Origin of the sequence: Polaromonas sp. (assembly GCF_010365105.1) — a bacterium.
Lineage (GTDB): Bacteria > Pseudomonadota > Gammaproteobacteria > Burkholderiales > Burkholderiaceae_C > Polaromonas.
In genome coordinates, this window is sequence record NZ_JAAFGZ010000018.1 from 13,582 (window position 1) to 39,450 (window position 25,869).

A 25,869-nucleotide genomic window follows, 5' to 3' on the forward strand; every position below is an offset into this window, starting at 1 on the left:
TCCATAAAAAAAGCAACGAATTTTTCATCCAAATACAAGAAACTTTAACTACAAGAAAAGAAAATAGGATAGTAATTTTTATTGACGTAGGACCAGTCCCTCAAGTATGCTCGGCGCCATGCGAATTTTCCCCTCCGTACTCGTCCTGGCCTTTGCTGCACTTTGCACACTGAGCGTCCATGCAACCCCCGCCAATTCCAGCGACGAGATTGACAGGCTGCTCGCCGACCGGGGCCTTCTGAACAAAATTGACCATGTCCGCCAGAACGTCAGCCAAAAAGCGTCCGAGCTGGTCGTCAATGCCATGGGATTCCTGGGGGTTCCCTATAAATGGGGAGGGACCGATGCCGACACCGGATTTGACTGCAGTGGTCTGGTGGTCTCGGTGTACCAGCAAAGCATTGGCTTGCTGCTGCCCCGCAAGGCCGAGCAACAGGCGGCTGCCACGCAGAAAATAGACCAGACCGACCTGCAACCCGGCGACCTGGTGTTTTTCAACACCATGCGGCGCGCCTTCAGCCATGTCGGCATCTATGTCGGCAACGGCAAGTTCATTCACGCACCCCGGGCTGGCGCCGAAGTCAGGTTGGAGAGTATGGGCGGCAGCTACTGGCAGAACCGCTTCAATGGCGCACGGCGCGTGATCAGCAATGCGGCCGAGTCGGTCAATCCGACGCCAGCGATGCCAGTCGTCACTTCATTCGGCGACGCTGCCACGATTCGCTGAATCGCACGGTCCGCGCTTGCCGATAGCGCAAGGAGCATTCATTTTTGATAGCTGCCTGTGCATACACCGTATGCGCAAGGCGGCTTTTTCGTTTGTATTCGGCTGAAATTTCAGCGACATACAAAATCCAGGCGCCCCGTGGCCGTTCGACAGGGCACGAGGCGCTTTGCTTTTTACAGAACTTTCAAACCGGCATGGCGCCGGCAATGACTATTTCCGCGCGGGCGGCAAATCCGTGCAACTGCCGTGCGCGACTTCCGCCGCCATGCCGATGCTCTCGCCCAGCGTCGGATGCGGGTGGATCGTCTTGCCGATATCGACCGCATCGGCGCCCATTTCAATTGCCAGGGCAATCTCGCCAATCATGTCGCCGGCATGCGTGCCGACCATGCCGCCGCCCAGGATCTTGCCGTGGCCGTGCGCTTCCGGGCTGTCATCGAACAGCAGCTTGGTCACGCCTTCGTCGCGGCCGTTGGCAATCGCGCGGCCCGAGGCCGTCCACGGGAACAGACCCTTCTTGACCTTGATGCCCTGCGCCTTGGCCTGGTCTTCGGTCAGGCCGACCCATGCCACTTCCGGGTCGGTGTAGGCGACGCTCGGGATCACGCGGGCGTTAAACGCGGCGCTGGCCAGTTCCTTGTTGCCCTGCAGTTCGCCGGCAATCACTTCGGCCGCCACATGCGCTTCATGCACCGCCTTGTGCGCCAGCATCGGCTGGCCGATGATGTCGCCGATGGCGAAGATGTGCGGCACGTTGGTGCGCATCTGGATATCGACGTTGATGAAGCCCCTGTCCGTCACGGTGACGCCGGCTTTTTCAGCGGCGATCTTCTTGCCGTTGGGGCTGCGGCCCACGGCCTGGAGCACCAGGTCGTAGGTTTGCGGCGCAGGCGCGGTACCGCCCGGCTCGGCGCTTTCAAACGTCACCTCGATGCCATCGGGCGTGGCCCGGGCACCTACCGTCTTGGTCTTGAGCATGATGTTGTCAAAGCGCGGCGCATTCATCTTCTGCCAGATTTTGACCAGGTCGCGGTCGGCGCCCTGCATCAGGCCGTCGAGCATTTCCACCACGTCCAGGCGCGCGCCGAGCGTGCTGTACACCGTGCCCATTTCCAGGCCGATGATGCCGCCGCCCAGAATCAGCATGCGCTTCGGGACTTCCTTCAGCTCCAGCGCGCCGGTGCTGTCCACCACGCGCGGGTCTTCGGGCATGAAGGGCAGGCGCACGGCTTGTGAGCCCGCGGCAATGATGCAGTTCTTGAAGCCGATGGTCTGCTTCTTGCCGGTTTTTTCCTGCGACGTGCCGCTGGTTTCCTCGACTTCCAGGTGGTTGGCGCCGACAAAAGCGCCGTAGCCGCGCACGACAGTGACCTTGCGCATCTTGGCCATCGCAGCCAGCCCGCCCGTCAGCTTGTTGACGACCTTTTCCTTGTGGCCGCGCAGCTTGTCGATGTTGACGCTGGGCGCGCCAAAATCCACGCCCAGCGCCGCCATGTGGCTGACCTCGTCCATCACGGCGGCGACATGCAGCAAAGCCTTCGAAGGAATGCAGCCAACGTTCAGGCAGACGCCACCCAGCGCGGCGTAACGCTCGACCAGCACGACCTTGAGGCCCAGGTCGGCGGCGCGAAAGGCCGCCGAATAGCCGCCAGGGCCGGCGCCGAGCACCAGCAGGTCGCAGTCCAGTTCGGCCGTGCCGCCAAAGCTGGCGGCGGCTGGCGCGGGCGTTACGGCTGGTGCGGCAACAGCAGGCGCTACTTTTTCAGGAGCGGCTGGTGCAGGTGCAGCCTGCGCAGATGCCTGTTTTGGTTCTTCAGCCGGAGCAGCAGCCGCATTCGCGGCGCCAGCGACTTCCAGGGTCAGCACAACCGAGCCCTGCTTGACCATGTCGCCAAGCTTGACCTTGATTTCCTTGACCACGCCGCCTTGCGACGACGGAATTTCCATGGATGCCTTGTCGCTTTCCACGGTGATCAGGCTTTGCTCGGGCTTGATGGTGTCACCTAGCTTGACCAGCACTTCGATGACGGAAACTTCGTCAAAGTCGCCAATGTCGGGCACCTTGATGTCGATGAGGTTTGCAGAGGCACTCATGAGGAGGCTTTCAGTTTGAGGGTGAATACGTCAATCAGTCCGCCGGAATTCTTGTCGAACTCGCAACCGGCGTTCATTCCGGCCAGGGCCACCTCGCGGGCGGTCCTGGCCTTGGCCCAGATGGCGTGCATCGCGCCCAGCGCAAAGCTGCGGCCCGAGCCCACGCCCCAGAATTCCTTGAACTCGAAGACTTCTCGGTAGCTGTATAGGCCATAAATGCCGGTGGCGTTGGCAATGAGCACGGTGAACTGGCTGGACTCGTAGGGGTCGTTGTCGTCTTCCTTGCTCTGCAGGAAAAAAGATTCCTTGAGCAGGGAATGCAGCCTGAGGAAGGTGTCGAACACCTCTTCGCGGCTGTTCAGCCGGAGTTCCTCTGGGGGCAGTGTCGACATGGCCTTGCGCAGCACGGGAAAGTGCGCCACGGTGCCGGCCATGCCGATGTAACTGACACCCTGGGGCGTCTCGACCTTGAAAATCTTGCTGTTGGCTTCAAAGCGGTGGCTCAGGCGGGTATCGCCAAAGGTCACCAGCGTGTCGGCAGCCATCACCACCTGACCCGCTTTCCTGACCACCACCAGCGTTGTCACAGGCTGCCCGCCGCGCCGGGCCGCCCCAAGCAAGGGTGCGCCCCCTCGGGGGGCAGCGAACCACACGAAGCGGGGAGCGTGGGGGTCATAGCATGACGCGACGGAAATCCGCCAGAACCTGGCCGAAATATGCATTGAAACGCGCCGCCGCCGCGCCATCGATCACGCGGTGGTCCCAGCTCAGCGACAGCGGCTGCATCAGGCGCGGCTGGAAAGCCTTGCCATCCCAGACCGGCTCGATGCGGCTCTTGCACACGCCCATGATCGCGACTTCAGGCGCATTGATGATGGGTGTGAAATAGCGCCCGCCAATACCGCCCAGCGACGAGATCGTGAAACACGCGCCCTGCATGTCGGCCGGACCGAGCTTGCCGTCGCGCGCTTTCTTGGCCAGTTCGCCCATTTCCTGCGAGATCTGGATGATGCCTTTCTTGTCGGCGTCCTTGATCACCGGCACGACCAGGCCGTTCGGCGTGTCGGCGGCAAAAGCAATATTGAAATATTGCTTGAGCACCAGCTGGTCACCGTCGAGCGAGGCATTGAACTGCGGAAACTTCTTGAGCGCGGCCACCGAGGCCTTGATCAGGAAAGCCAGCATGGTGATCTTGACGCCAGACTTTTCGTTTTCCTTGTTCATCTGCACGCGGAAGGCTTCGAGTTCGGTGATGTCGGCGTCGTCGTGGTTGCAGACGTGCGGAATCATCACCCAGTTGCGGTGCAGGTTGGCGCCGCTGATCTTCTTGATACGCGACAGCGGCTGGCGCTCGACCGGGCCGAACTTGGTGAAATCGACCTTCGGCCAGGGCAGAAGGTCCAGGCCGGCACCGGTGCCGCCGCCCGAAGCAACAGGCGCGGGCGTCTTGGCCGACTGCGCCTGGGTACGGGTGTCCCCGGCCATCACCGCCTTGGTGAAAGCCTGCACATCGTCTTGCGTGATGCGGCCCTTGGGACCGGAGCCCTTGAGTTCGGCCAGCGGCACGCCCAGTTCGCGGGCGAACTTGCGCACCGAAGGCGACGCATGCGGCAGGCTGGTGGAAGTTGCTGCCATGGGTTCATGCGCGGGCTGGGTCTGCGCGGTGGCTGGTAAAGCGGCTGCCGCACTGGTCGCCGGCGCAGCAGGTGCCGACACAGTGGCGGCTGGAGCGGAAGCCGCCGGGGCAGCGGCAGGTGCCGCTGCAGGCGCACTTGTCACCGCTGTAGCCGAGCCTTCCAGGATCGCCAGCAGATCGCCAATGTTGACGGTGTCGCCCAGCTTGACCTTGAGTTCCCTGATCACGCCAGCGTGACTGGACGGGATTTCCATCGAGGCCTTGTCGGACTCGACCGTGACCAGCGATTGCTCGACCTTGACGGTGTCGCCCGTCTTGACCAGCACCTCGATCACAACCACATCCTTGAAGTCGCCAATGTCCGGCACCTTCACTTCGACCGGACCAGGCGCCGATGCTGCCGGGGCTGCGGCTGGCGCGGCAGGCGCAGGTGCAGCGGGTGCTTCGGTTTTAGGAGCTTCAGCAGCAGGCGCAGCTTGCGCAGAAGCCTGTTTTGGCTCTGATTCCGCAGCGCCTTCGACTTCCAGCGTCAGCACGACCGAGCCTTGCCTGACCTTGTCGTCGAGCTTGACCTTGACTTCCTTGACCACGCCGGCGTGACTGGACGGGATTTCCATCGAGGCCTTGTCGGACTCGACGGTGATCAGCGACTGCTCGGCCGTCACGGTGTCGCCGGGCTTGACCAGCAGTTCGATCACCGTGACTTCGTCGAAGTCGCCGATGTCAGGGACTTGTATATCTACCAATGCCATGTTCTTGTCTCCGTTTGCTTGCGTCTTGGACTGAATTTTTTACGTCAAGCGTAAAGCGGATTGATCTTGTCGGCATTGATGCCGTACTTCTGGATCGCTTCGGCCACCTTGGCAACCGGCACCGTACCCTCTTCACTGAGCGCCTTCAGGGCGGCCACGACGATGTAGTGGCGGTTGATCTCGAAGTGCTCGCGCAGCTTGCTGCGGAAGTCGCTGCGTCCAAAGCCGTCAGTGCCCAGCACCTTGTAGGTGCGGCCCTTGGGAACATAGGAGCGAATCTGCTCGGCATAGGCCTTCATGTAGTCGGTCGACGCAATGACCGGGCCGGCATGGGCTTGCAACTGGTCCTCGACGAACGAGGTGCGCGGGGTTTCCAGCGGATGCAGCAGGTTCCAGCGTTCGGTGTTCTGGCCGTCGCGTGCCAGTTCGTTGAAGCTCGGGCAACTCCACACATTGGCCGAAACGCCCCACTCTTTTTCCAGCAGTTCCTGCGCCGCGATCGATTCGCGCAGGATGGTGCCCGAGCCGAGCAATTGCACTGTCGGCGCCAGCTGGGGGCCTTCCTTGCACAGGTACATTCCCTTGATGATCTGCTCTTCGGTGCCAGGCTTCAGGCCGGGCATGGCGTAGTTCTCGTTCAACAGCGTGATGTAGAAATAGACATTTTCCTGGCGCTCGACCATTCGCTTGAGGCCGTGGTGCAGGATGACGCCGACTTCGTGCGCATAGGTCGGATCGTATGAAATGCAGTTCGGAATCGTGCCGGCCAGGATATGGCTGTGGCCGTCTTCATGCTGCAGGCCTTCGCCGTTCAGCGTGGTGCGGCCCGAGGTGCCGCCGAGCAAAAAGCCGCGTGCCTGCATGTCGCCCGCCGCCCAGGCCAGGTCGCCGACACGCTGGAAACCGAACATCGAGTAGTACACGTAGAACGGCACCATGATGCGGTTGTTGGTGCTGTACGACGTGGCCGCCGCGATCCAGCTGCTCATGCCGCCAGCCTCGTTGATGCCTTCCTGCAGGATCTGGCCCTTCTTGTCTTCCTTGTAGTACATCACCTGGTCTTTGTCGACCGGGGTGTACTGCTGACCGGCCGGGTTGTAGATGCCGATCTGGCGGAACAAGCCTTCCATGCCGAAGGTGCGCGCTTCGTCAACCAGGATGGGCACGACACGCGGGCCGAGCGCCTGGTCGCGCAGCAGCTGCGTCAGGAAACGCACATAGGCCTGGGTGGTCGAGATTTCGCGGCCTTCCGCAGTCGGCTCCATTACGGCCTTGAAGGTCTCGATGGCTGGCACGGTGAAGTGTTCATCGGCCTTGGTGCGGCGATGCGGCAGGTAGCCACCGAGTGCCTTGCGACGCTCGTGCAGATACTGCATTTCGGGGGTGTCGTCCGCCGGCTTGTAGAACGGCAGTTCGGTCAGCTGGCTGTCGGGAATCGGAATGTTGAAACGGTCGCGAAAGGCCTTGATGTCCTCGTCGCCCAGTTTTTTGGTCTGGTGGACATTGTTCTTGCCCTCGCCAATCTTGCCCATGCCAAAACCCTTGACGGTCTTGACCAGTAGAACCGTCGGCTGGCCGGTGTGGTTCGCGGCCGAATGAAAGGCTGCATAAACTTTTTGCGAGTCATGACCGCCGCGCGTGAGTTTCCAGATGTCGTCGTCGCTCATGTTGGCAACCATCTCCAGCGTGCGCGGGTCGCGGCCAAAGAAGTGCTTGCGGACATAGGCACCGTCGTTGGCCTTGAACGACTGGTAGTCGCCGTCGTTGCATTCCATCATGATCTTCTTGAGCGCACCGTCCTTGTCGCGCGCCAGCAGCGGATCCCAGCCAGAGCCCCAGATCAGCTTGATGACGTTCCAGCCGGCACCCCGGAATTCACCTTCGAGTTCCTGGATGATTTTGCCGTTGCCGCGCACCGGGCCGTCGAGCCGCTGCAGGTTGCAATTGATGACGAACACCAGGTTGTCGAGCTTTTCGCGCGATGCCAGGCCGATGGCGCCCAACGACTCCACCTCGTCCATTTCACCGTCACCCAGGAATACCCACACCTTGCGGTTTTCGGTGTTGGCAATGCCGCGCGCATGCAGGTATTTGAGGAACCTGGCCTGGTAAATCGCCATCAGCGGACCCAGGCCCATCGACACCGTGGGGAACTGCCAGAAACTGGGCATCAGCTTTGGATGCGGGTAGCTCGACAAGCCCTTGCCATCGACTTCCTGGCGGAAATTGAGCAATTGCTCTTCGCTCAGGCGGCCTTCAAGGTAGGCACGGGCATAGACGCCGGGCGACACATGGCCCTGAATATAGAGGCAGTCGCCGCCGTGGTTTTCGCTCTCGGCATGCCAGAAATGGTTGAAGCCGGCGCCAAACAGGCTGGCCAGCGAGGCGAACGAACCAATATGGCCACCCAGGTCGCCGCCATCGGCGGGGTGCAGACGGTTGGCCTTGACCACCATGATCATGGCGTTCCAGCGCATGTAGGCGCGCAGGCGCTGCTCGATGATCAGGTTGCCGGGTGAGCGCTCTTCCTGGTCGGTCTCGATGGTGTTGACATAACCCGTGTTGGCCGAAAAAGGCATGTCGATGCTGTTCTGGCGGGCATGTTCGAGCAGTTGCTCAAGCAGGAAGTGGGCGCGCTCGGGGCCGTTGTTTTCAATGACGGCGGAAAGCGCATCCATCCATTCGCGCGTCTCCTGCGTGTCTTTGTCCTGCACAGGCTCAACGGGAGCACCTGCTGGGGAAATTCCGGTTTGCTGGGTTTCGTCTGGATTGGCTGCCATGTTGTCTCCTGAATAAATCTTTTTGCTTGTTACTTTGAACCCATGCAAGGCGATGCCGGACCTGCAGAGGGTGCGAATAGGACCTGTTTTTAAACCGAAATTAGGTTTAATTCCCTAGTTTCTCACAATTATTTGTAAATTTCAAATAGTGCTTATTGATTTTGCATTATGAAATTTTTAGCATTTTGAAACCAATGCATGTCTTCCTTACATTGAACTTATGAATCCGCATCTGAATCTGTCATGAGCACCTTTTTCCTCTAAGATCAGCAATTTTTCCCATGTCCCAGTTTCCGCTTTCCCCCTCTACCGACGCCACGGCCAATCCAGTGGCCATGCCGCTTTGGCGGCGCTGGTGGCGCAAGCAGTCGCCGTCCCGCCAGGACCGGTTCATTGCGCTGGGGCCGCTGTTTGCCGTGGTTCTTTTTCTGGCCGCCGTGATCGCCGCTTTCGGTTACCTGCGGATTGAAGAGATAGACCGAGAACAGCAGGCCGTCACCCGCGATGTCGAATATGCCCAGCAACGCCTCCGGCTGCGGCTGCTGGAACGGCAGGAGCAAATGATGCGCATCGGCCGGGACGTGTCCAACCACGAGATGGATGCTGAAGAATTCATGATCCAGGCCGAAGCGCTGGTCAACCAGAATCCGGAATTGATGGCCATCAGCTGGATCGACAACCGGCGGCGTATCAAGGCTTCGTATGTTTCACCGAGTGCGAATTTCATCGGATCGCGCACTGTCGGCGAGCAGCTCAAGCTGGGTGAGACCGATGGCACCTACGAACTGGCACGGGACCTGCGCCAGCCGGTTTACTCCAGACCGCTGTTCGTGCAGGACACGCGGCGCTCCAACGCAGCGAGCCTGCAGCTACAGGTTCCGCTTGACGAACAGGGCCGGTTTGCCGGCGTGATCATGGGCGAGTATTCGGTGGACGGGCTGCTGCGCTTTGGCATTCCCACCGAAATCACGGCCAAGTACGCCGTTGCCCTGGTGGACGACAAGGCGACAGTGCTGGCGGGCAACCTGCCGCCGCCCCGCAATGGCGCGGCGCGGCTCCTGCCCTGGACCGAAGACGCGGCCAAATACGAAATTCCGGTGTCGCCCGTGGGCAACGGCCTGCTGATCCGCGCCGAAGGCTACCGCGCCTCGCAAGGCGTGGTGGGCAGCGGATTTTTCTGGCTGGTCAGCGCGCTGAGCGCCCTGACCGTGTGGATGCTGCTGGGCAACTGGCGCCATACCCGGCGCCGGGTTCAGGCGCAGGAAGCGCTGCAGAACGAAACCCATTTTCGGCGCGCGATGGAGAACTCGATGCTCACAGGCATGCGCGCACTCGACATGCAGGGCCGCATTACTTATGTCAACCCGGCTTTTTGCCAGATGACCGGTCTGAACGAGGACGAACTCGTCGGCTGCACCGCGCCCTTCCCGCACTGGCCCGAGTCGGAAATCAGCACCCTGATGGGCCGGCTTGAAGACGAACTGCACGGAAGGACACCGGCTGGCGGTTTTGAAGTCCGCGTCAAGCGCAAGAACGGCAACACCTTCGATGCCCGTTTGTACGTGTCGCCGCTGATCGACCCGCATGGCCAGCAGACCGGCTGGATGACGTCCATGACCGACATCACCGAGCCCAAGCGCATACGCGAAGAACTCACCGCATCCTACGAACGCTTCACCACGGTGCTTGAAGGGCTGGACGCAGCGGTTTCCGTGGCGCCGATGGGCAGCAGCGAACTGCTGTTTGCCAACCGCCTCTACCGTTCATGGTTTGGCGGCCAGGCGTCGGGCCACGTGAATCTGGTGGCGCAGGTCGGCGTGCCCACCCTGAAACCGTCGGGCGATGCCCTCGATGCGGTGGACGACATGGCCGGTTTCCCGACCAACGCGCTGACCGATGCGCTGACCGCAAATGCCGAGATATTCGTTCCCGAACTGGCCAAATGGCTGGAAGTGCGTTCACGCTACCTGACATGGGTCGATGGCCGGCTGGCGCAGATGGTGATTGCCACCGACATCACGCCGCGCCGCCATGCCGAGGAACAGGCCGCCCAGCAAAACGAACGCGCGCAAAACGCCAGCCGCCTCATTACCATGGGCGAAATGGCCTCCAGCGTGGCGCATGAGTTGAACCAGCCGCTGACTGCCATCAACAATTACTGCAACGGCATGGTGTCGCGCATCAAGGCCAACCAGATCAGCAACGACGACCTGCTGGTGGCGCTGGAAAAAACCGCCAAGCAGGCCTGGCGCGCCGGGCAGATCATCCAGCGCATCCGCGCCTTCGTCAAACGCAGCGAACCCAACCGCACCTCAGCGGAGGTGGCGACATTGGTGAGCAACGCCATGGAACTGGCGGAAATCGAACTCCGGCGCCACCATGTGCGGCTCACGCATCACATTGCAGCCCGCCTGCCCGCCCTGATGGTGGACCGGATTTTGATCGAGCAGGTACTGATCAACCTGATGAAAAATGCAGCCGAGTCGATTGCCCAGTCGCACCGGCCCACGGCCCAGCGCAACGTCGAGCTGCAGGTGCTGCCCAAGCAGATCAACGGCCAGAGCGTGGTGGAGTTCTCGGTCCTGGATTCCGGCCTGGGCCTGTCACCCGAGGTCATGGAGCGATTGTTCGAGGCTTTTTATTCGACCAAGGCCGAGGGCATGGGCATTGGCCTGAAATTGTGCCGCAGCATCGTCGAGTCCCACCAGGGCAGGCTGGAAGCGGTCAACCTCTACAATGGCGACGACGTCATCGGCTGCAGGTTCACCTTCTGGATTCCGCTAATACCCCTGGTATCACCGGCAGACTCTGCCACTGATACCCTGGCCGCCGAAACTGCCGGCAACGCCTAGAAGAACGCCACCATTTCCATTCAAGTTTACGAAGAAAGCAAGGCATGAGTTTGATACCCAAAAAAGGCACGGTCTATGTCGTTGATGACGACGAAGGCGTGCGTGACTCGCTGCAATGGCTGCTTGAAGGCAAGGACTACCGGGTGCGTTGTTTCGACTCAGCCGAAACGTTCCTGAGCCGCTACGATTCGCGCGAAGTGGCCTGCCTGATCGTCGATATCCGCATGGGCGGCATGACCGGACTGGAGTTGCAGGACCGCCTGCTGGAACGCAAGTCGCCGCTGCCCATCGTCTTCATCACCGGCCACGGCGACGTACCGATGGCTGTGGACACCATGAAAAAAGGGGCGATGGATTTCATCCAGAAGCCCTTCCAGGAAGGCGCGCTGGTTGACCTGGTCGAACGCATGCTGGCGCAGGCCAAGGACGCCTTCAACGACCACCAGCAGTCGGCCAGCCGCGACGCGCTGCTGGCCAAGCTGACGTCGCGCGAGGCGCAGGTCCTGGACCGCATCGTTGCCGGTCGCCTGAACAAGCAGATTGCCGACGACCTGGGCATCAGCATCAAGACGGTCGAGGCGCACCGCGCCAACATCATGGAAAAACTGAATGCCAACACCGTTGCGGACCTGTTGAAAATCGCCCTGGGCTCAACCGCACCCAAAGTCTGATCCGCATAAAATACTCCGTTTTTAATAGCACCCTACGCCCGTGGCATTTGCGCTGACGGGCGTTTTTACTTGAAACTCAAGAACATGACGGCTCAACTCATCGATGGCAACGCCCTTTCACGCCAACTGCGCACCGAAGTCGCCGAGCGCGCTACGCTTCTCCGCGCCCGCGGCATCACGCCGGGACTGGCCGTGCTACTGGTCGGCGACAGCCCGGCCAGCCAGGTGTATGTGCGCAACAAGGTCAAGGCTTGCCAAGACAACGGCCTGCATTCGGTGCTGGAGCGCTACCCGGCCGACATGAGCGAAGCAGAACTGCTGGCGCGCGTCGAGGCGCTGAACAACGACCCGGCGATTCACGGCATCCTGGTGCAGTTGCCGTTGCCGCCGCACATCGATGCACAAAAAGTCATCGAGGCGATTTCGCCGGCCAAGGATGTGGACGGCTTTCATGTCGGCAGCGCCGGCGCGCTGATGGTCGGCCAGCCCGGCTTCTGGCCCTGCACGCCCTATGGCTGCATGAAGATGCTGGAAAGCATCGGCTACGACCTGCGCGGCAAGCATGCCGTGGTGATAGGACGCAGCAACATCGTCGGCAAACCGATGGCGCTGATGCTGCTGCAGAAAAATGCCACCGTCACGATTTGCCACAGCGCCACTGCCGACCTGAAAGCCATGACGCTGCAGGCCGACGTGATCGTGGCGGCAGTCGGCAAGCGCAACGTGCTGACGGCTGACATGGTCAAGCCCGGCGCGGTGGTGATCGACGTAGGCATGAACCGAAACGATGAAGGCAAGCTCTGCGGCGACGTGGATTTTGACGGCGTCAAGAAAGTTGCTGGCTACATCACGCCTGTGCCCGGCGGCGTGGGCCCGATGACCATCACCATGCTGCTGGTCAACACCCTGGAAGCGGCGGAAAGCAGTTCAAGCGGCGCCTTGTGACGCCGCGCTGAGTGGCTAGCGCTCCGGTCGGGCGCTCAGTCGCCACAGCGTGAATCCGGCGCACAGCCATTGGCCCAGCAGCATCGCGCTGCCCAGTCCGTGCCAGAGCCGCAGGTTGCCGCCGTCAGCGCGGGCGCTGACGATGCGCGGTGCCACGCCAAATTCAACCAGCAAGGCCAGCAGCATTCCGGCAACTATGAAATTCATAGCTGCTTGTGCATGCCCAGCTTGCGCAATACCTTCTTTTTGCTTGAAAACCAGAAGCATCAGCAGGGCGCAGCCGCTGCTGATCCAGGTTTGCGCACCAAACAGTTTGGCAGCCATGGCGCCTGCAGCTGCCGGACTTCCCAGGTGCATGAACAGCATCGGCACGACGACGAAACCCAGGGCGGTCAAGCTGCCCCACCACAGGCCCGCCGCGAGCAGCCCGATCCGCTGAGCAACGGTCGACTGCATCAAAGGTAGCTGACCGACACGATCTCGTAGCGGCGGATGCCGCCGGGCGCCTGCACTTCGGCGCTGTCGCCCTCGTCCTTGCCGATCAGGGCTCTGGCAATCGGCGAGCCGATATTGACCAGACCCAGCTTGATGTCGGCTTCATCTTCACCAACAATCTGATAGGTCACGCTTTCGCCGGTGGCTTCGTCTTCGAGCTTTACGGTCGAGCCAAACACGACGCGCGTACCTGGCTCGAAGGTGGTGGGATCGATGATCTGGGCAGCCGACAACTTGCCTTCGACTTCCTGGATGCGGCCTTCGATGAAGCCCTGGCGGTCTTTGGCGACTTCGTATTCGGCGTTTTCGCTCAGGTCACCTTGCGCACGGGCTTCGGAAATTGCGTTGATGACCCAGGGGCGCTGAACCGTCTTGAGGTTGTGCAATTCGGCTTTCAGCTTTTCCGCGCCGCGCTTGGTGATGGGTAAGGTGGTCATGTTTTGGTCCTGCAAAATGCGAAACCGCCACCAGTCACCTGGCAGCGGCATGTTTGATCGTCTTGACGTTTTAGTTTAATGCATGTTGGGCAAGGTCAACCCGGTGTTTCACCTGATCGTCAAGTCGCCTGGGCCGCAAGCTGGGCGTGCAGTTCCTGGATCGAATAGATGCTCAGGTTGTCCAGGTACTTCATGCCTTCGACGGCCGCTTCCGCACCGGCAATGGTGGTGAAGGTGGTCACCCGCGCCAGCAGCGCCGAGGTGCGGATCTGGCGCGAATCGGCAATCGCATTGCGCCGCTCTTCCACGGTGTTGATGACCAGCGCAATGTCGTTGTTCTTGATCATGTCCACGACGTGCGGCCGGCCTTCAGTGACCTTGTTCACCACGCCGCAGGCAATGCCGGCGGCGTTGATGGCCGCTGCCGTGCCTTTGGTGGCCACCAGCTCGAACTTGAGATCAACCAGTGCCCGCGCCACGTCCACGGCACGCGCCTTGTCATTGTTCTTGACGGTCAGGAAAACCTTGCCGGACCTTGGCAACTTGGTGCCGGCGCCGATCTGCGACTTCACGAAGGCCTCGCCAAAGGTCTTGCCCACGCCCATCACCTCGCCGGTGGACTTCATCTCGGGGCCGAGAATCGTGTCCACGCCGGGGAACTTGACGAAGGGGAACACCGCTTCCTTGACGCCGGCGTGACTTCATGAATCACCCCTTGCGACGCCAGCGACTGGCCGACCATGCAGCGCGCCGCCACCTTGGCCAGCTGGATGCCCGTGGCCTTGCTGACAAACGGCACGGTACGCGAGGCGCGTGGATTGACTTCCAGTACGTAGATGACATCCAGCCTGTCGATGTGCTGAATGGCAAACTGCACATTCATCAACCCCACGACATTAAGCGCCTCGGCCATGGCCGCGGTCTGACGCTTGATCTCGGTGACGGTTTCCAGGCTCAGCGAATACGGCGGCAGCGAACACGCCGAGTCGCCGCTGTGAACGCCGGCCTGCTCGATGTGCTCCATCACGCCACCGATGAAGGTCTTTCCGTCCGAATCCCGGATGCAGTCCACATCGCATTCGATGGCATCGTTCAGGAAGCGGTCCAGCAGCACCGGCGAGTCATGGCTGACCTTCACGGCTTCGCGCATGTAGCGCTCCAGGTCGCGCTGCTCATGGACGATTTCCATGGCGCGGCCGCCCAGCACGTAGCTCGGGCGAACCACCAGCGGATAACCCAGTGCAGCGGCTTTTTCCAGCGCTTCAGGCTCAGTGCGGGCCGTGGCATTCGGCGGCTGGCGCAGGTCGAGCGCATGCAGCAACTTCTGGAAACGCTCACGGTCTTCGGCCGCGTCGATCATGTCGGGCGAGGTGCCGATAATGGGCACGCCGTTGGCTTCGAGGTCCAGCGCCAGCTTCAAGGGCGTCTGGCCGCCGTACTGGACGATCACGCCGAAGGGCTTTTCCTTGTCAACGATTTCCAGCACGTCTTCCAGCGTCAGTGGCTCGAAATACAGGCGGTCGCTGGTGTCGTAGTCGGTCGAAACGGTTTCAGGATTGCAGTTGACCATGATGGTCTCGTAGCCGTCCTCGCGCATCGCCATGGCGGCGTGTACGCAGCAGTAGTCGAACTCGATGCCCTGGCCGATGCGGTTCGGACCACCACCCAGCACCATGATCTTCTTCTTGTCGGAGGGCGCTGCTTCGCACTCGCTGCCCTCAGCTTCGTAGGTCGAATACAGGTAGGCGGTGTTGGTTTCAAATTCGGCCGCGCAGGTGTCGACGCGCTTATAGACCGGGCGCACGCCCAGCGCAATGCGCTTTTCGCGAATCGCCGTGTCGGTGGTCTTGAGTTGGCGCGCCAGGCGGCGGTCGGAAAAGCCTTTTTGCTTCAGCGCGCGCAGTGTGGCGGCATCAATCTGGTCCAGTGTCGTGGTTTCCAGTTCCAGCTCGATCTTGACGATCTGCTCGATCTGCACCAGAAACCAGCGGTCGATTTTTGTCAATTCAAACACTTCATCGACACTCAAGCCCATGGCAAACGCATCGCCCACGTACCAGATGCGGTCCGGGCCCGGCGCACCGAGTTCCTTTTCCAGCACTTCGCGATCCTGGGTTTTCTCGTTCATGCCGTCCACGCCGACTTCCAGCCCGCGCAGGGCTTTCTGGAATGATTCCTGGAAGGTGCGGCCCATCGCCATGACTTCGCCGACCGACTTCATCTGCGTCGTCAGGCGCGAATCGGCAGTCGGGAATTTTTCAAACGCAAAGCGTGGAATCTTCGTGACGACGTAGTCGATGCTCGGCTCGAAACTCGCCGGCGTCGCGCCGCCGGTGATTTCGTTGCGCAATTCATCAAGCGTGTAACCCACCGCCAGCTTGGCGGCGACCTTGGCAATCGGGAAACCCGTGGCCTTGGACGCCAGCGCCGAGGAACGCGACACACGCGGATTCATCTCGATCACGACCATGCGGCCATCGTCCGGATTGATCGAGAACTGCACGTTGGAGCCGCCGGTATCGACGCCGATTTCGCGCAGCACGGCCAGCGAAGCATTGCGCAGGATCTGGTATTCCTTGTCGCTCAATGTCTGGGCCGGCGCCACGGTGATCGAGTCGCCGGTGTGTACGCCCATCGGGTCGAGGTTTTCAATCGAGCAGACGATGATGCAGTTGTCGGCGGTGTCGCGCACCACTTCCATCTCGTACTCTTTCCAGCCGAGCAGTGATTCCTCGATCAGCAACTCGCTGGTGGGCGAGGCTTCGATGCCGCGCTTGCAGATTTCCTCGAACTCTTCCGGGTTGTAGGCGATGCCGCCGCCGGTGCCGCCGAGCGTGAAGCTGGGGCGGATCACAGTCGGGAAGCCAAGCGTTTTCTGCACGGTCCAGGCTTCTTCCATGGTGTGCGCGATGCCGGAACGGGCCGACCCGAGACCGATCTTGGTCATCGCGTCCTTGAACTTCAGCCGGTCTTCGGCCTTGTCGATGGCTTCGGGCTTGGCGCCGATCAGCTCGACATCGTATTTTTCAAGGACGCCGTTGCGCCAGAGATCAAGCGCGCAATTGAGCGCGGTCTGGCCGCCCATCGTCGGCAAGATCGCATCTGGCCGTTCCTTGGCGATGATTTTCTCCACCGTCTGCCAGGTGATCGGCTCGATGTAGGTCACGTCCGCCGTTGCCGGGTCGGTCATGATCGTCGCCGGGTTGCTGTTGATCAGGATGACCTTGTAACCCTCTTCGCGCAATGCCTTGCAGGCCTGCACGCCGGAATAGTCAAACTCGCAGGCCTGGCCGATGATGATCGGGCCGGCGCCAATGATGAGAACCGATTTGATGTCTGTGCGCTTAGGCATTCTTCTTCTCCTGGCTTTGCGCCATCAGCGCCGTGAAGCGGTCGAACAAGTAGGAAATATCGTGGGGTCCGGGCGACGCCTCAGGATGGCCCTGGAAGCAGAACGCCGGCTTGTCGGTGCGGGCCAGGCCCTGCAGCGTGCCGTCGAACAGGCTGATATGCGTGGGTCGCAGATTGGCGGGCAGCGTGGTTTCATCAACCGCAAAACCGTGGTTCTGGCTGGTGATGCTGACACGGCCGGTGTCCAGGTCTTTGACAGGATGGTTGGCGCCGTGGTGGCCAAACTTCATCTTGAAGGTCTTGGCACCGCCGGCCAGCGCCATGATCTGGTGACCCAGGCAGATGCCGAAAGTCGGGATACCGGTTTCGATCAGTTCGCGCACCGCGTCAATGGCGTAGTCGCAGGCCTGAGGATCGCCCGGGCCATTGGCCAGGAAAATACCGTCGGGCTGGAGTTTAAGCACATCTGCAGCCGAGGTTTGCGCCGGCACCACCGTGATGCGCGCGCCGCGCTCGGCCACCATGCGCAGGATGTTTTTCTTCACGCCAAAGTCAAACGCCACCACATGAAAGCGGGGCGTGATCTGCACCCCATAACCCGATCCGAGTTTCCACTCGGTCTGCGTCCATTCGTAGGTGTGCTTGACCGACACCACCTTGGCAAGATCGAGTCCGTCCATGCTGGGCGCGGCCTTGGCGGTGGCAAGCGCCTTGTCGATGACCATCTGGCTGATGGTTTCGCCAGGCGCGAGCGCCAGGATGCAGCCATTTTGCGCGCCGTGGATGCGCAGGTGGCGCGTTAGCTGGCGGGTGTCAATGCCGGCAATCGCCACGATGTTTTCGCGGATCAGGTATTCAGCCAGCGTCATTGACGCGCGAAAGTTTGACGCGATCAGCGGCAAGTCCTTGATGATCAGGCCGGCGGCATGGACTTTGCTGCCTTCGACGTCTTCGGCATTGATGCCGTAGTTGCCGATATGCGGGTAAGTGAGGGTGACGATCTGCTGGCAATAGCTCGGGTCCGTGAGGATTTCCTGATAGCCGGTCATGGCGGTGTTGAACACCACCTCGCCGATCGTGGCACCTAGAGCGCCAATCGAATTGCCAATAAAGACTGTGCCGTCTGCGAGCGCCAGGATGGCGGGCGGGGTATTTCCCTGAAGAGACAAAAGCACTGGGTTCTCCGGTTGTGTACGGTTCGCCCAAGCGTCCGCAAAAAACGTCTTGTCAGACTCTTGCGGGCTGCTTTTGTGAAGGGATTTGCTTGGTTTGCGCTCGGGCGAAGCTGGGATTTGAAAAGCCCCCGATTATAGCTTGCTGGTTTATTACACGGCCAGCGCGCTGGCATACAGGCAGATGGCGGCGGCGGCGGCCACATTCAGCGATTCCTCGCCGCCGGGCTGGTCGATGCGCACCTTCAAACTGGCTCTAGCCATGAGGTCATCGCTCACGCCCTGCCCTTCATGGCCCATAGCCCAGGCGCAAGGCATGGGAATGGTTTGCTGGTGCAAGAAACTGCCGTGGTGCGAACTGGTGACGACAATCGGCACTGTCAAATTCGCCAGCACCGCGGGCTCGATGCCTTCGACCAGCCGCAGGGCAAAATGTGCGCCCATGCCGGCGCGCAGCACCTTGGGCGACCACAACGCGGCCGTTCCCTTGAGCGCGATGATCTGGCTGAAGCCAAAAGCCGCCGCACTGCGCAAGATGGAGCCGACATTGCCGGCGTCCTGCACGCGGTCCAGGATGACCGATGCCGCGCCGGGCTGGAGTTCGGGCACTGCGGGCAGTTCGAGCACGAAGCCCATGCGCGCCGGCGATTCGAGCCCGCTGATCTCGGGCAGCAATGCATCGGCTATCACTATGTTTTTCATAGCTACTTGTGCCCACTCAGCATGCGCAAGAGGCCAAAAAGACTCTGAAAATACGGCCAGAACAGGTTTCAGGCCGCGCGCCAGTGCGGCGCGGCACAGGTGGTCACCTTCCAGCCAGACACGGCCTTGCTTGCGGTAAGCGGTGTTGTCGTGCGACAGCCGGTGCAGGTCCTTGACGAGGATGTTGTCGCGCGACGAAACATGCGTGACGGGAACGGAAAAACCGCTGCTCATCGCAACACCCCGGCCACGGGCGCGAACGAACGCCGGTGCTGTGGACATGCGCCGTGCTGGCGCAAGGCAGCCAGGTGTTCAGCTGTGCCATAACCCTTGTGACCGGCAAAACCGTACTGCGGGTACTGCAGGTGATAGTCGCTGCACCAGCGGTCGCGGTAGACCTTGGCGAGAATTGACGCCGCCGAAATGGCCGGCACCAGTGCATCGCCCTTGACAATCGCCTCCGCCAGGATCAGCAGCCGGGGCAGCTGGTTGCCATCGACCAGCACCTTGGACGGCTTGAGCCGCAGGCTTTCCACCGCCCGCTTCATGGCCAGCAGCGTCGCCTGCAGGATGTTCAGGCGGTCAATTTCTTCCACGCTCGCCATGGCAATCGAGCAGCACAGCGCCTTGGCCTGGATTTCGTCGTACAGCTTCTCGCGCCGCAGCGCCGTGAGTTTTTTTGAATCCGCAAGGCCCGCAACGGGATTGAACGGGTCCAGAATGACGGCCGCCGCCACGACTGGCCCGGCCAGCGGCCCACGCCCGGCCTCGTCGACACCGGCCATCAAGCCAGGCGTGTCCCACGAAAAGACAGCCTGCTCAGGTTTCAAGAATTTTCTGGATTGCATCGGTGGCCAGTTGGGAAGTGTCGCGCTGCAGTTCGACATGAAGTTGGGTGAATCGATGTTCGACGGCCCTTATTTTCTCGGGACTTGACGATTTTGCATCAACCCATTCACGCAGCGCCTGCGCCAGTGCCACGGGCGAGGCCTGCTCCTGCAGCAGTTCAGGCACGACAAAATCACGGCACAAAATATTCGGCAGGCCGACCCAGGGCTGCAGTTGCTTGCGTCGCATGATCTGCCACGACAGCCAGTTCATGTTGTAGGCAATCACCATGGGCCGCTTGAACAGCGCCGCTTCCAGCGTCGCAGTGCCGCTGGCGATCAAGGTGACATCGCAGGCCGCCAGCACCGTGTGCGACTGGCCCGCAACGATCTGCACGTGGGCGCGGATGCCGGCCTGATCAGCGAGTTCCTCAATCCGGCCTTTCAGCGCCGGAATCGCCGGCACTATGAATTGAATAGCGGGGTGTGACCGTTTGAGAAGCGCTGCAGCCTGGAAGAATCGCAAGGCAAGGGACTCGATTTCGGATTTACGGCTGCCCGGCAAGATGGCGACGACCGTGTCCTCGTTGCGCAAGCCCAGCGCCTGCCGGGACGCCTGTCGGTCAGGCTGCATCGGAATCACGGCCGCCAGCGGATGACCGACATAGGTTGCGGCAATCCCGTGCGCCGCCAGCAGCGCCGGCTCGAACGGAAAGATGCACAGCACATGGTCCACGCTGGCTTTTATTTTTCCCACCCGGTCGGCCCGCCAGGCCCAGATCGAGGGGCAGATGAACTGCATTGTCTTGACGCCCTCAGCCTTCAGCGCCGCTTCCAGCCCGAGGTTGAAATCAGGTGCATCGATGCCGATAAAAATATCGGGACGCTGCCCCAGGCCCGTCAACAAGCGCTTTTTCAGTTGCTCGCGGATGCCGGAAATTTCGCGGTAGTGGCGCAGCACCTCGACATAGCCGCGCACTGCCAGTTTTTCGCTCGGCCACCAGGCCTCGAATCCCCGACGGACCATTTGCGCACCGCCGATGCCGCCAGACTTCAGCGTGGGCCAGCGCGACTTGAGGCCGTCAAGCAGCAAGCCTGCCAGCAGGTCACCCGAAGTTTCACCTGCGACCATGGCAATGTTGGGAGCCGAGGGTGCGTTTGTTGAACCAGCAGAAGGTCCCTCCTTGCTCTGGGGCGGCGGAGGTCGTGGCGCAGCCGACATTGCGGCCCTAGCGAACAATTCCGCGCTGCGGCGAGGTTTGCTCTAAAAATGAAAGCATCATCTGCACGTCTGGCTCGGATTCAGGGTGCTTTTCAGTCAATTCAGCGATTCGCTTCCTGGCCAGATCCAGTGTCAATCCATCACGGTAGAGCGCCTTGTGCATGGCCTTGACCGCTGAAATTCGGTCGGCCGAAAAACCACGGCGGCGCAGTCCTTCAAAGTTCATCGACCGCGCCTTGGCCGGCTGGCCCTGGCACATGACAAATGGGGGCAAATCGGCCAGCAACACCGAGGAAACGGCGGTAAAACTGTGGGCACCCAGCCGCACGAACTGATGCACTCCGGTGAAGCCGCCCAGGATCACCCAGTCGTCAATATGTACATGGCCGCCCAGCGTGGTGTTGTTGGCAAAAATCGTGTGGTTGCCCACCACGCAGTCGTGCGCTACATGCACGTAAGCCATGATCCAGTTATCGTTGCCCATGCGGGTCACGCCCAGATCACCGGGCGAGCCGATGTTGAAGGTGCAGAACTCGCGAATTGTGTTGCGGTCGCCAATCACCAGCTCGCAAGGCTCGCCGGCGTATTTCTTGTCCTGTGGCACACCGCCCAGCGCGTTGAACTGGAAAATCCGGTTGTCGCTGCCAATACTAGTGTGGCCTTCGATCACGCAATGCGCGCCGACCGTGGTGCCTGCGCCTATCCTGACATGGGGGCCAATCACCGTATAAGGCCCGACGGTCACCGAACTGTCAAGCTGGGCCTGGGGGTCAACCAGAGCCGTCGCATGGATGCCCGAAGGCGCGGCTGGCAGCGTCATGACCGCGCCCTCAGGCCACCGTGCGCATGGTGCACATCAGTTCGGCCTCGCAGGCCAGGTTTCCGTCCACGCGGCACACACCTTTGAATTTGAAAATACCTGCTTTCATGCGCAGCAATTCAACATCCATGATCAACTGGTCGCCCGGGCCGACCGGACGCTTGAAGCGCGCGCCGTCGATACCGGCGAAGTAATAGACCGTCTTGTCGTCGGGCGTGACGCCCAGCGTGGAAAACGACAGCAGCGCCGCCGCCTGTGCCATGGCCTCGATCATCAGCACGCCGGGCATGACCGGATGCTTGGGGAAATGGCCCATGAAAAAAGGCTCGTTGATGGTGACGTTCTTCAGCGCCTTGATGCTTTTCCCGGTTTCAATCTCCAGCACCCGGTCGACCAGCAGGATGGGATAACGGTGCGGCAATAACTTGAGAATCTGGTGAATGTCCAACATGATTTTTCTTCTTTGAGGCTTTCCTGCAGTTGCAGCAGGGTTTTTTCTGTTTGTTTGAGCCGATCACGCAACGCATGGAGATGCTTGAGCGTGGCGGCATTTTTTTCCCAGGCGACATTGTCGTCGATGGGAAACAGGCCGGTGTAGTGGCCAGGCTTCAGCAGCGACCGGGTCACGGTCGTGGCAGCCGAGACATGCACGCCATCGGCCAGCCGCAAATGGCCCAGCACGATCGCGCCACCGCCCACGGTGCAATGCGCACCAATCGTCGCACTGCCGGCGACGCCGGCGCAGCCCGCCATCGCGCTATGTTGGCCAACGCGTACGTTGTGGCCGATCTGCACCAGGTTGTCGAGCTTGACGCCGTCTTCGAGCACCGTGTCCTGCAGGGCGCCCCTGTCAATGCAGGTATTGGCGCCGATTTCCACATCACTGCCGATGCGCACCGCGCCCAGCTGTTCGATCTTGACCCACTGGCCTGCGTGCGGTGCAAAGCCGAATCCATCCGCACCAATCACGGCGCCGGGATGGATGATGCAGCGCTCGCCGATACTGCAGCCGTCAGCCACTGTGACGCGCGCCGACAGCCGGCTGCGTGCGCCAACAGCGGCGTTCGCGCCTATGACGCAGTGGGCGCCGATACGCACGCCTTCGCCAATCACCGCACCGGCATCAATGCAGACGAAAGCGCCTATCGACACATCCGCGCCAATACGGGCGGTCGGATCAATGATGGCGCTCGAATGGATAACCGGCGCGGCATCAGGCGCATGCAGCCGTTTCCATAGCTGGGTGACCAAGGCAAAGTAATGGTAGGGATCGTCCACGACGAGGCACGGACCACGCTTCACCGCGGCATCACGCGCAGAAGGCGCGACGATCACACAGCCCGCCGCGGATTGTGCAAGCTGCCCGAGGTACTTCGGATGGCTGAGGAAAGTCAGTTCGTTGGGACCCGACGCTTCCAGCGTTGACAGCCGGTCAATCAGCAAATCCGGATTACCCAGCAGTTCGGCCGGCACCTGGTCGGCCAGAAGCCGGGTGATGTCAGCGAGTTTAAGCGTCATAAAGGAGCGGCCCTTCCCACGCCCATGCGTATGCGTATGCGTATGCGCGCCACCGGAAATTACTTGGAAGCGTTCAGCGCCTTGATCACCTTGTCAGTGATGTCATGCTTGGGGTTCACGTACACCGATTCCTGAAGAATCAAGTCGTATTTTTCGGTTTCTGCCAGGGTTTTGACGACCTTGTTGGCGCGCTCGATGACCAGTTGCAGTTCTTCATTCTTGCGGGCGCTCAGGTCTTCCTGGAATTCCCGGCGCTTGGTCTGGAAGGTGCGGTCCTGGTCGACCAGTTGCCGCTGGCGCAAGGTGCGCTGGCTTTCCGCCAGCGTCGGCGCTTCACGCTCGAACTTGTCCGATTGCGTCTTCAACTGGGCGCCAAGGTCGGTCAGCTCCTTTTCACGCTTGCTGAACTCCTGCTCCAGCTTGGTCTGGGCTGCCTTGGCTGAATTGGCTTCCCGGAAAATGCGGTCGAGGTTGACGACGCCCACCTTGAATTCCTGCGCGCTGGCCGAAAAGCCGGCAACCGCAATCACCAGGCCGAGGAGAATTTTGCTGGAAAAATTTTTCATTAGAAAGAGGTACCAATTTGGAATTGCAAACGTTCGATTTTATCGCCGGCCTGTTTACGCAGCGGCACGGCATAGGCAATGCGAAGCGGGCCCACAGGAGAAATCCAGCTGATGCCCAGGCCGGTTGAAGCCCTGAGTCCATCGGGGCCGCTGAGTTTATAGCTGTCCTTGAACACGTTGCCGGCATCGACAAATCCGTACATGCGCAAGGTACGGTCGTTTCCGGCGCCCGGAAACGGTGCGATCAGTTCGGCGTTGAACGTCAGCTTTTTCGGTGCACCGACTGAAAGGTCGGAACTGTCGCGAGGGCCCAGCGATCCCTGCTGGAAACCGCGCACCGAGCCCAGACCACCTGAATAGTAATTCTTGAACAATGGATAAGGCTGGCCGTTCAGCCCTTTACCCCAGCCGAGTTCGCCGTTCAAGGCCACTGTGAATTGCTTGTTCAGCGGAATGTACTGCTGGATCTGGTAATTGGCGCGCACAAACCTGATGTCACCGGCAATACCCCAGTCGCCATAAACGCGTTGGAAACGTCCGGAGGTCGGCACCAGGGCACTGTCTCGGCTGTCGCGCGACCATCCCACGGTCAAGGGAATGGAATTGCTTTTTTCGCCGAATTTATTGATGTAGTCCTGGTAGCTGACCGGCAGGTTGGTGCCGGGAACGATCGTCAGTGACTCGTAGCCGGAGCCAAAATACACCGTGTCGGTTTCGGTGAACGGAACACCGAAACGGATGCTCGCGCCGCGCGTTTTCAGTTTGTAGTCGCCGCCCTGCCCGGACAGCGGCTGCGAGGTCCGGTCGTAGACATCGATTGAGCGCGAAATGCCGTCGGCCGTGAAATACGGATCGATCGTGCTCAAGACCAACTGGCGATTCGACTTGCTGGTGTTGACTTCAATGCCCAGGTAGTTGCCCGAGCCGAAAACGTTTTCCTGCTTGATGCCGAACATCAGCGAAACGCTGTCAGCGCTCGAGTAACCGGCGCCAAGTTGCAGATTGCCAGTGGGCTTTTCAGCCACGTTGACCGTGATGTCCACCTGGTCAGGCGTGCCGGTGACTTCCTGCGTTTCCACATTCACCTCGGTGAAGAATCCCAGGCGGTCAACGCGGTCGCGCGAAAGGCGGATCTTGTCGCCGTCGTACCAGGACGATTCGAACTGCCGGAACTCGCGGCGCACGACTTCATCGCGGGTGCGGTTGTTGCCCGACACATTGATTCGCCGCACATAGGCCCGGCGTGAAGGCTCGGCCTGCAGCGTGAAGGCCACGCGGTTGTTCGCACGGTCAATGTCAGGAACCGCCTCAACCTTGGCAAAGGCGAAGCCGAAAACGCCGAAATAGTCGGTAAAGGCCTTGGTGGTTTCGGCCACCGCATCGGCGTTGTAGGGCTCGCCGGGCTTGATGACAACCAGGGACTTGAATTCTTCCTCCTTGCCCAGGAAGTTGCCTTCCAGCTTGACGCCAGACACCACGAAACGCTCGCCTTCTGTCACATTCAGCGTGATCGCAATGCTCTGCTTGTCGGGAGAAATCGCCACCTGCGACGTGTCGACCTTGAACTCCAGGTAGCCGCGCGACAGGTAATAGGAGCGCAGGGCTTCAATGTCGGCATTCAGCTTGGCGCGCGAATAACGGTCTGACTTGGTATACCAGCTCAGCCAGCCGCCGGTGTCCAGGTCGAACAGGCCGAGCAATGTTGACTCGCTGAACGCCTTGTTGCCGGTGATGCGGATTTCCTTGATTTTTGCCACGTCACCTTCGACCACGTTGAAGGTCAGGTTGACGCGGTTGCGCTCGATCGGCGTGACGGTCGTGATGACCTCGACGCCGTACAGGCTCTTGTTGATGTACTGGCGCTTGAGTTCCTGCTCGGCCTTGTCGGCCAGCGCCTTGTCGAAGGGCTGGCCGTCAGCGATACCGGCATCTCGAAGGGCCTTTTTCAGCACTTCCTTGTCAAACTCCTTGGTGCCGACAAAGTCCACGTCAGCGACGGTGGGACGCTCTTCGACAATCACCACCAGCACATCCCCATTGACTTCAAGCCGCACATCCTTGAAAAGGCCCAGGCCGAACAAGGCGCGAATGGCGCTCGAACCCTTTTCGTCGTTGTAGGTTTCACCCGCCCGGAAAGGAAGCGAGGCAAAAATGGTGCCCGGCTCGACGCGCTGCAGACCTTCGACCCGGATGTCCCGGACGGTGAAAGGATCGACGGCCCAGGCTGTATTGGCGATCAACAGGCTGGCCGCGATGGCGCAGACAGCACGAACTTGGAAACGTTTGAATTGCTTTTGCATGA

The 25,869-nt window shown here is 60.7% G+C and carries 19 protein-coding genes and 1 pseudogene; 4 read left to right on the plus strand and 16 right to left on the minus strand.

What is annotated here, in order from left to right:
• The first annotated feature begins 118 nt into the window (after nt 1-118).
• Nucleotides 119-727: a C40 family peptidase gene (locus tag GZ092_RS13085; protein ID WP_293637006.1), complete on the plus strand. Its 609-nt coding sequence runs from the start codon at nt 119-121 to the stop codon at nt 725-727.
• 210 nt (nt 728-937) lie between these two features.
• Here GZ092_RS13085 and lpdA read toward each other — a convergent pair whose 3' ends face one another.
• The 4 genes from lpdA to aceE all read right to left on the minus strand — a co-directional run bounded on the left by lpdA (nt 938) and on the right by aceE (nt 7,989).
• A complete protein-coding gene (gene lpdA, locus GZ092_RS13090) occupies nt 938-2,821 on the minus strand; it encodes a dihydrolipoyl dehydrogenase (RefSeq protein WP_293637007.1) in 1,884 nt (627 codons plus the stop codon).
• On the minus strand, nt 2,818-3,408 hold the full coding sequence (locus GZ092_RS13095; protein WP_293637117.1) for an MFS transporter: 591 nt from the start codon (nt 3,406-3,408) through the stop codon (nt 2,818-2,820). The genes lpdA and GZ092_RS13095 overlap by 4 nt, the downstream gene beginning before the upstream one ends.
• Before the next feature lie 85 nt (nt 3,409-3,493).
• Entirely contained in the window at nt 3,494-5,209 is a 1,716-nt protein-coding gene (gene aceF, locus GZ092_RS13100) for a dihydrolipoyllysine-residue acetyltransferase (protein ID WP_293637008.1), read from the minus strand.
• Nucleotides 5,210-5,253: 44 nt separating this feature from the next.
• Nucleotides 5,254-7,989 carry a pyruvate dehydrogenase (acetyl-transferring), homodimeric type gene (gene aceE / locus GZ092_RS13105; protein ID WP_293637009.1) on the minus strand — a complete coding sequence of 912 codons (2,736 nt, stop codon included), beginning with the start codon at nt 7,987-7,989 and terminating at the stop codon, nt 5,254-5,256.
• A 281-nt stretch (nt 7,990-8,270) separates the two neighbouring features.
• Between aceE and GZ092_RS13110 the strand changes: the two genes are divergently transcribed.
• From GZ092_RS13110 to folD, 3 genes are all read left to right on the plus strand, one after another.
• Entirely contained in the window at nt 8,271-10,841 is a 2,571-nt protein-coding gene (locus GZ092_RS13110) for a PAS domain-containing sensor histidine kinase (RefSeq protein ID WP_293637011.1), read from the plus strand.
• A 44-nt stretch (nt 10,842-10,885) separates the two neighbouring features.
• Nucleotides 10,886-11,512 carry a response regulator transcription factor gene (locus GZ092_RS13115; RefSeq protein ID WP_293637013.1) on the plus strand — a complete coding sequence of 209 codons (627 nt, stop codon included), beginning with the start codon at nt 10,886-10,888 and terminating at the stop codon, nt 11,510-11,512.
• 84 nt (nt 11,513-11,596) lie between these two features.
• Entirely contained in the window at nt 11,597-12,457 is an 861-nt protein-coding gene (gene folD, locus GZ092_RS13120; protein ID WP_293637014.1) for a bifunctional methylenetetrahydrofolate dehydrogenase/methenyltetrahydrofolate cyclohydrolase FolD, read from the plus strand.
• Between the two features lie 15 nt (nt 12,458-12,472).
• Here the strand turns inward: folD and GZ092_RS13125 are convergent, their stop codons facing one another.
• From GZ092_RS13125 to bamA, 12 genes and pseudogenes are all read right to left on the minus strand, one after another.
• Nucleotides 12,473-12,913 carry a DUF4149 domain-containing protein gene (locus GZ092_RS13125; protein WP_293637015.1) on the minus strand — a complete coding sequence of 147 codons (441 nt, stop codon included), beginning with the start codon at nt 12,911-12,913 and terminating at the stop codon, nt 12,473-12,475.
• Nucleotides 12,913-13,389 (minus strand): transcription elongation factor GreA, encoded by a 477-nt coding sequence (greA, locus tag GZ092_RS13130; protein ID WP_293637016.1) that lies wholly within the window; start codon nt 13,387-13,389, stop codon nt 12,913-12,915. Before greA ends, GZ092_RS13125 begins: the two co-directional genes overlap by 1 nt.
• 119 nt (nt 13,390-13,508) lie before the next feature.
• A pseudogene (gene carB, locus GZ092_RS13135) lies at nt 13,509-16,741 on the minus strand (carbamoyl-phosphate synthase large subunit).
• The gene (carA, locus tag GZ092_RS13140; protein WP_293637017.1) at nt 16,734-17,915 is read right to left on the minus strand and encodes a glutamine-hydrolyzing carbamoyl-phosphate synthase small subunit; all 1,182 of its coding nucleotides are present in this window, start codon (nt 17,913-17,915) and stop codon (nt 16,734-16,736) included. Before carA ends, carB begins: the two are co-directional and overlap by 8 nt.
• Nucleotides 17,916-18,065: 150 nt before the next feature.
• On the minus strand, nt 18,066-18,848 hold the full coding sequence (locus GZ092_RS13145) for an RNA methyltransferase (RefSeq protein WP_293637119.1): 783 nt from the start codon (nt 18,846-18,848) through the stop codon (nt 18,066-18,068).
• Nucleotides 18,845-19,462, minus strand: coding sequence for a ribonuclease HII (gene rnhB, locus GZ092_RS13150; RefSeq protein ID WP_293637018.1), 618 nt, complete (start codon nt 19,460-19,462; stop codon nt 18,845-18,847). The genes GZ092_RS13145 and rnhB overlap by 4 nt, the downstream gene beginning before the upstream one ends.
• Complete coding sequence (gene lpxB, locus GZ092_RS13155; RefSeq protein ID WP_293637019.1) at nt 19,434-20,573, minus strand: lipid-A-disaccharide synthase; 1,140 nt, start codon at nt 20,571-20,573, stop codon at nt 19,434-19,436. The genes rnhB and lpxB overlap by 29 nt, the downstream gene beginning before the upstream one ends.
• A 97-nt stretch (nt 20,574-20,670) precedes the next feature.
• The gene (lpxA, locus tag GZ092_RS13160) at nt 20,671-21,483 is read right to left on the minus strand and encodes an acyl-ACP--UDP-N-acetylglucosamine O-acyltransferase (protein ID WP_293637021.1); all 813 of its coding nucleotides are present in this window, start codon (nt 21,481-21,483) and stop codon (nt 20,671-20,673) included.
• 10 nt (nt 21,484-21,493) lie between these two features.
• The gene (gene fabZ / locus GZ092_RS13165) at nt 21,494-21,934 is read right to left on the minus strand and encodes a 3-hydroxyacyl-ACP dehydratase FabZ (protein WP_293637023.1); all 441 of its coding nucleotides are present in this window, start codon (nt 21,932-21,934) and stop codon (nt 21,494-21,496) included.
• On the minus strand, nt 21,829-23,001 hold the full coding sequence (gene lpxD / locus GZ092_RS13170) for a UDP-3-O-(3-hydroxymyristoyl)glucosamine N-acyltransferase (protein WP_293637024.1): 1,173 nt from the start codon (nt 22,999-23,001) through the stop codon (nt 21,829-21,831). The genes fabZ and lpxD overlap by 106 nt, the downstream gene beginning before the upstream one ends.
• A gap of 59 nt (nt 23,002-23,060) precedes the next feature.
• Entirely contained in the window at nt 23,061-23,567 is a 507-nt protein-coding gene (locus GZ092_RS13175) for an OmpH family outer membrane protein (protein WP_293637025.1), read from the minus strand.
• Nucleotides 23,567-25,867 carry an outer membrane protein assembly factor BamA gene (gene bamA, locus GZ092_RS13180; protein ID WP_293637026.1) on the minus strand — a complete coding sequence of 767 codons (2,301 nt, stop codon included), beginning with the start codon at nt 25,865-25,867 and terminating at the stop codon, nt 23,567-23,569. The genes GZ092_RS13175 and bamA overlap by 1 nt, the downstream gene beginning before the upstream one ends.
• Between the last annotated feature and the right edge of the window lie 2 nt (nt 25,868-25,869).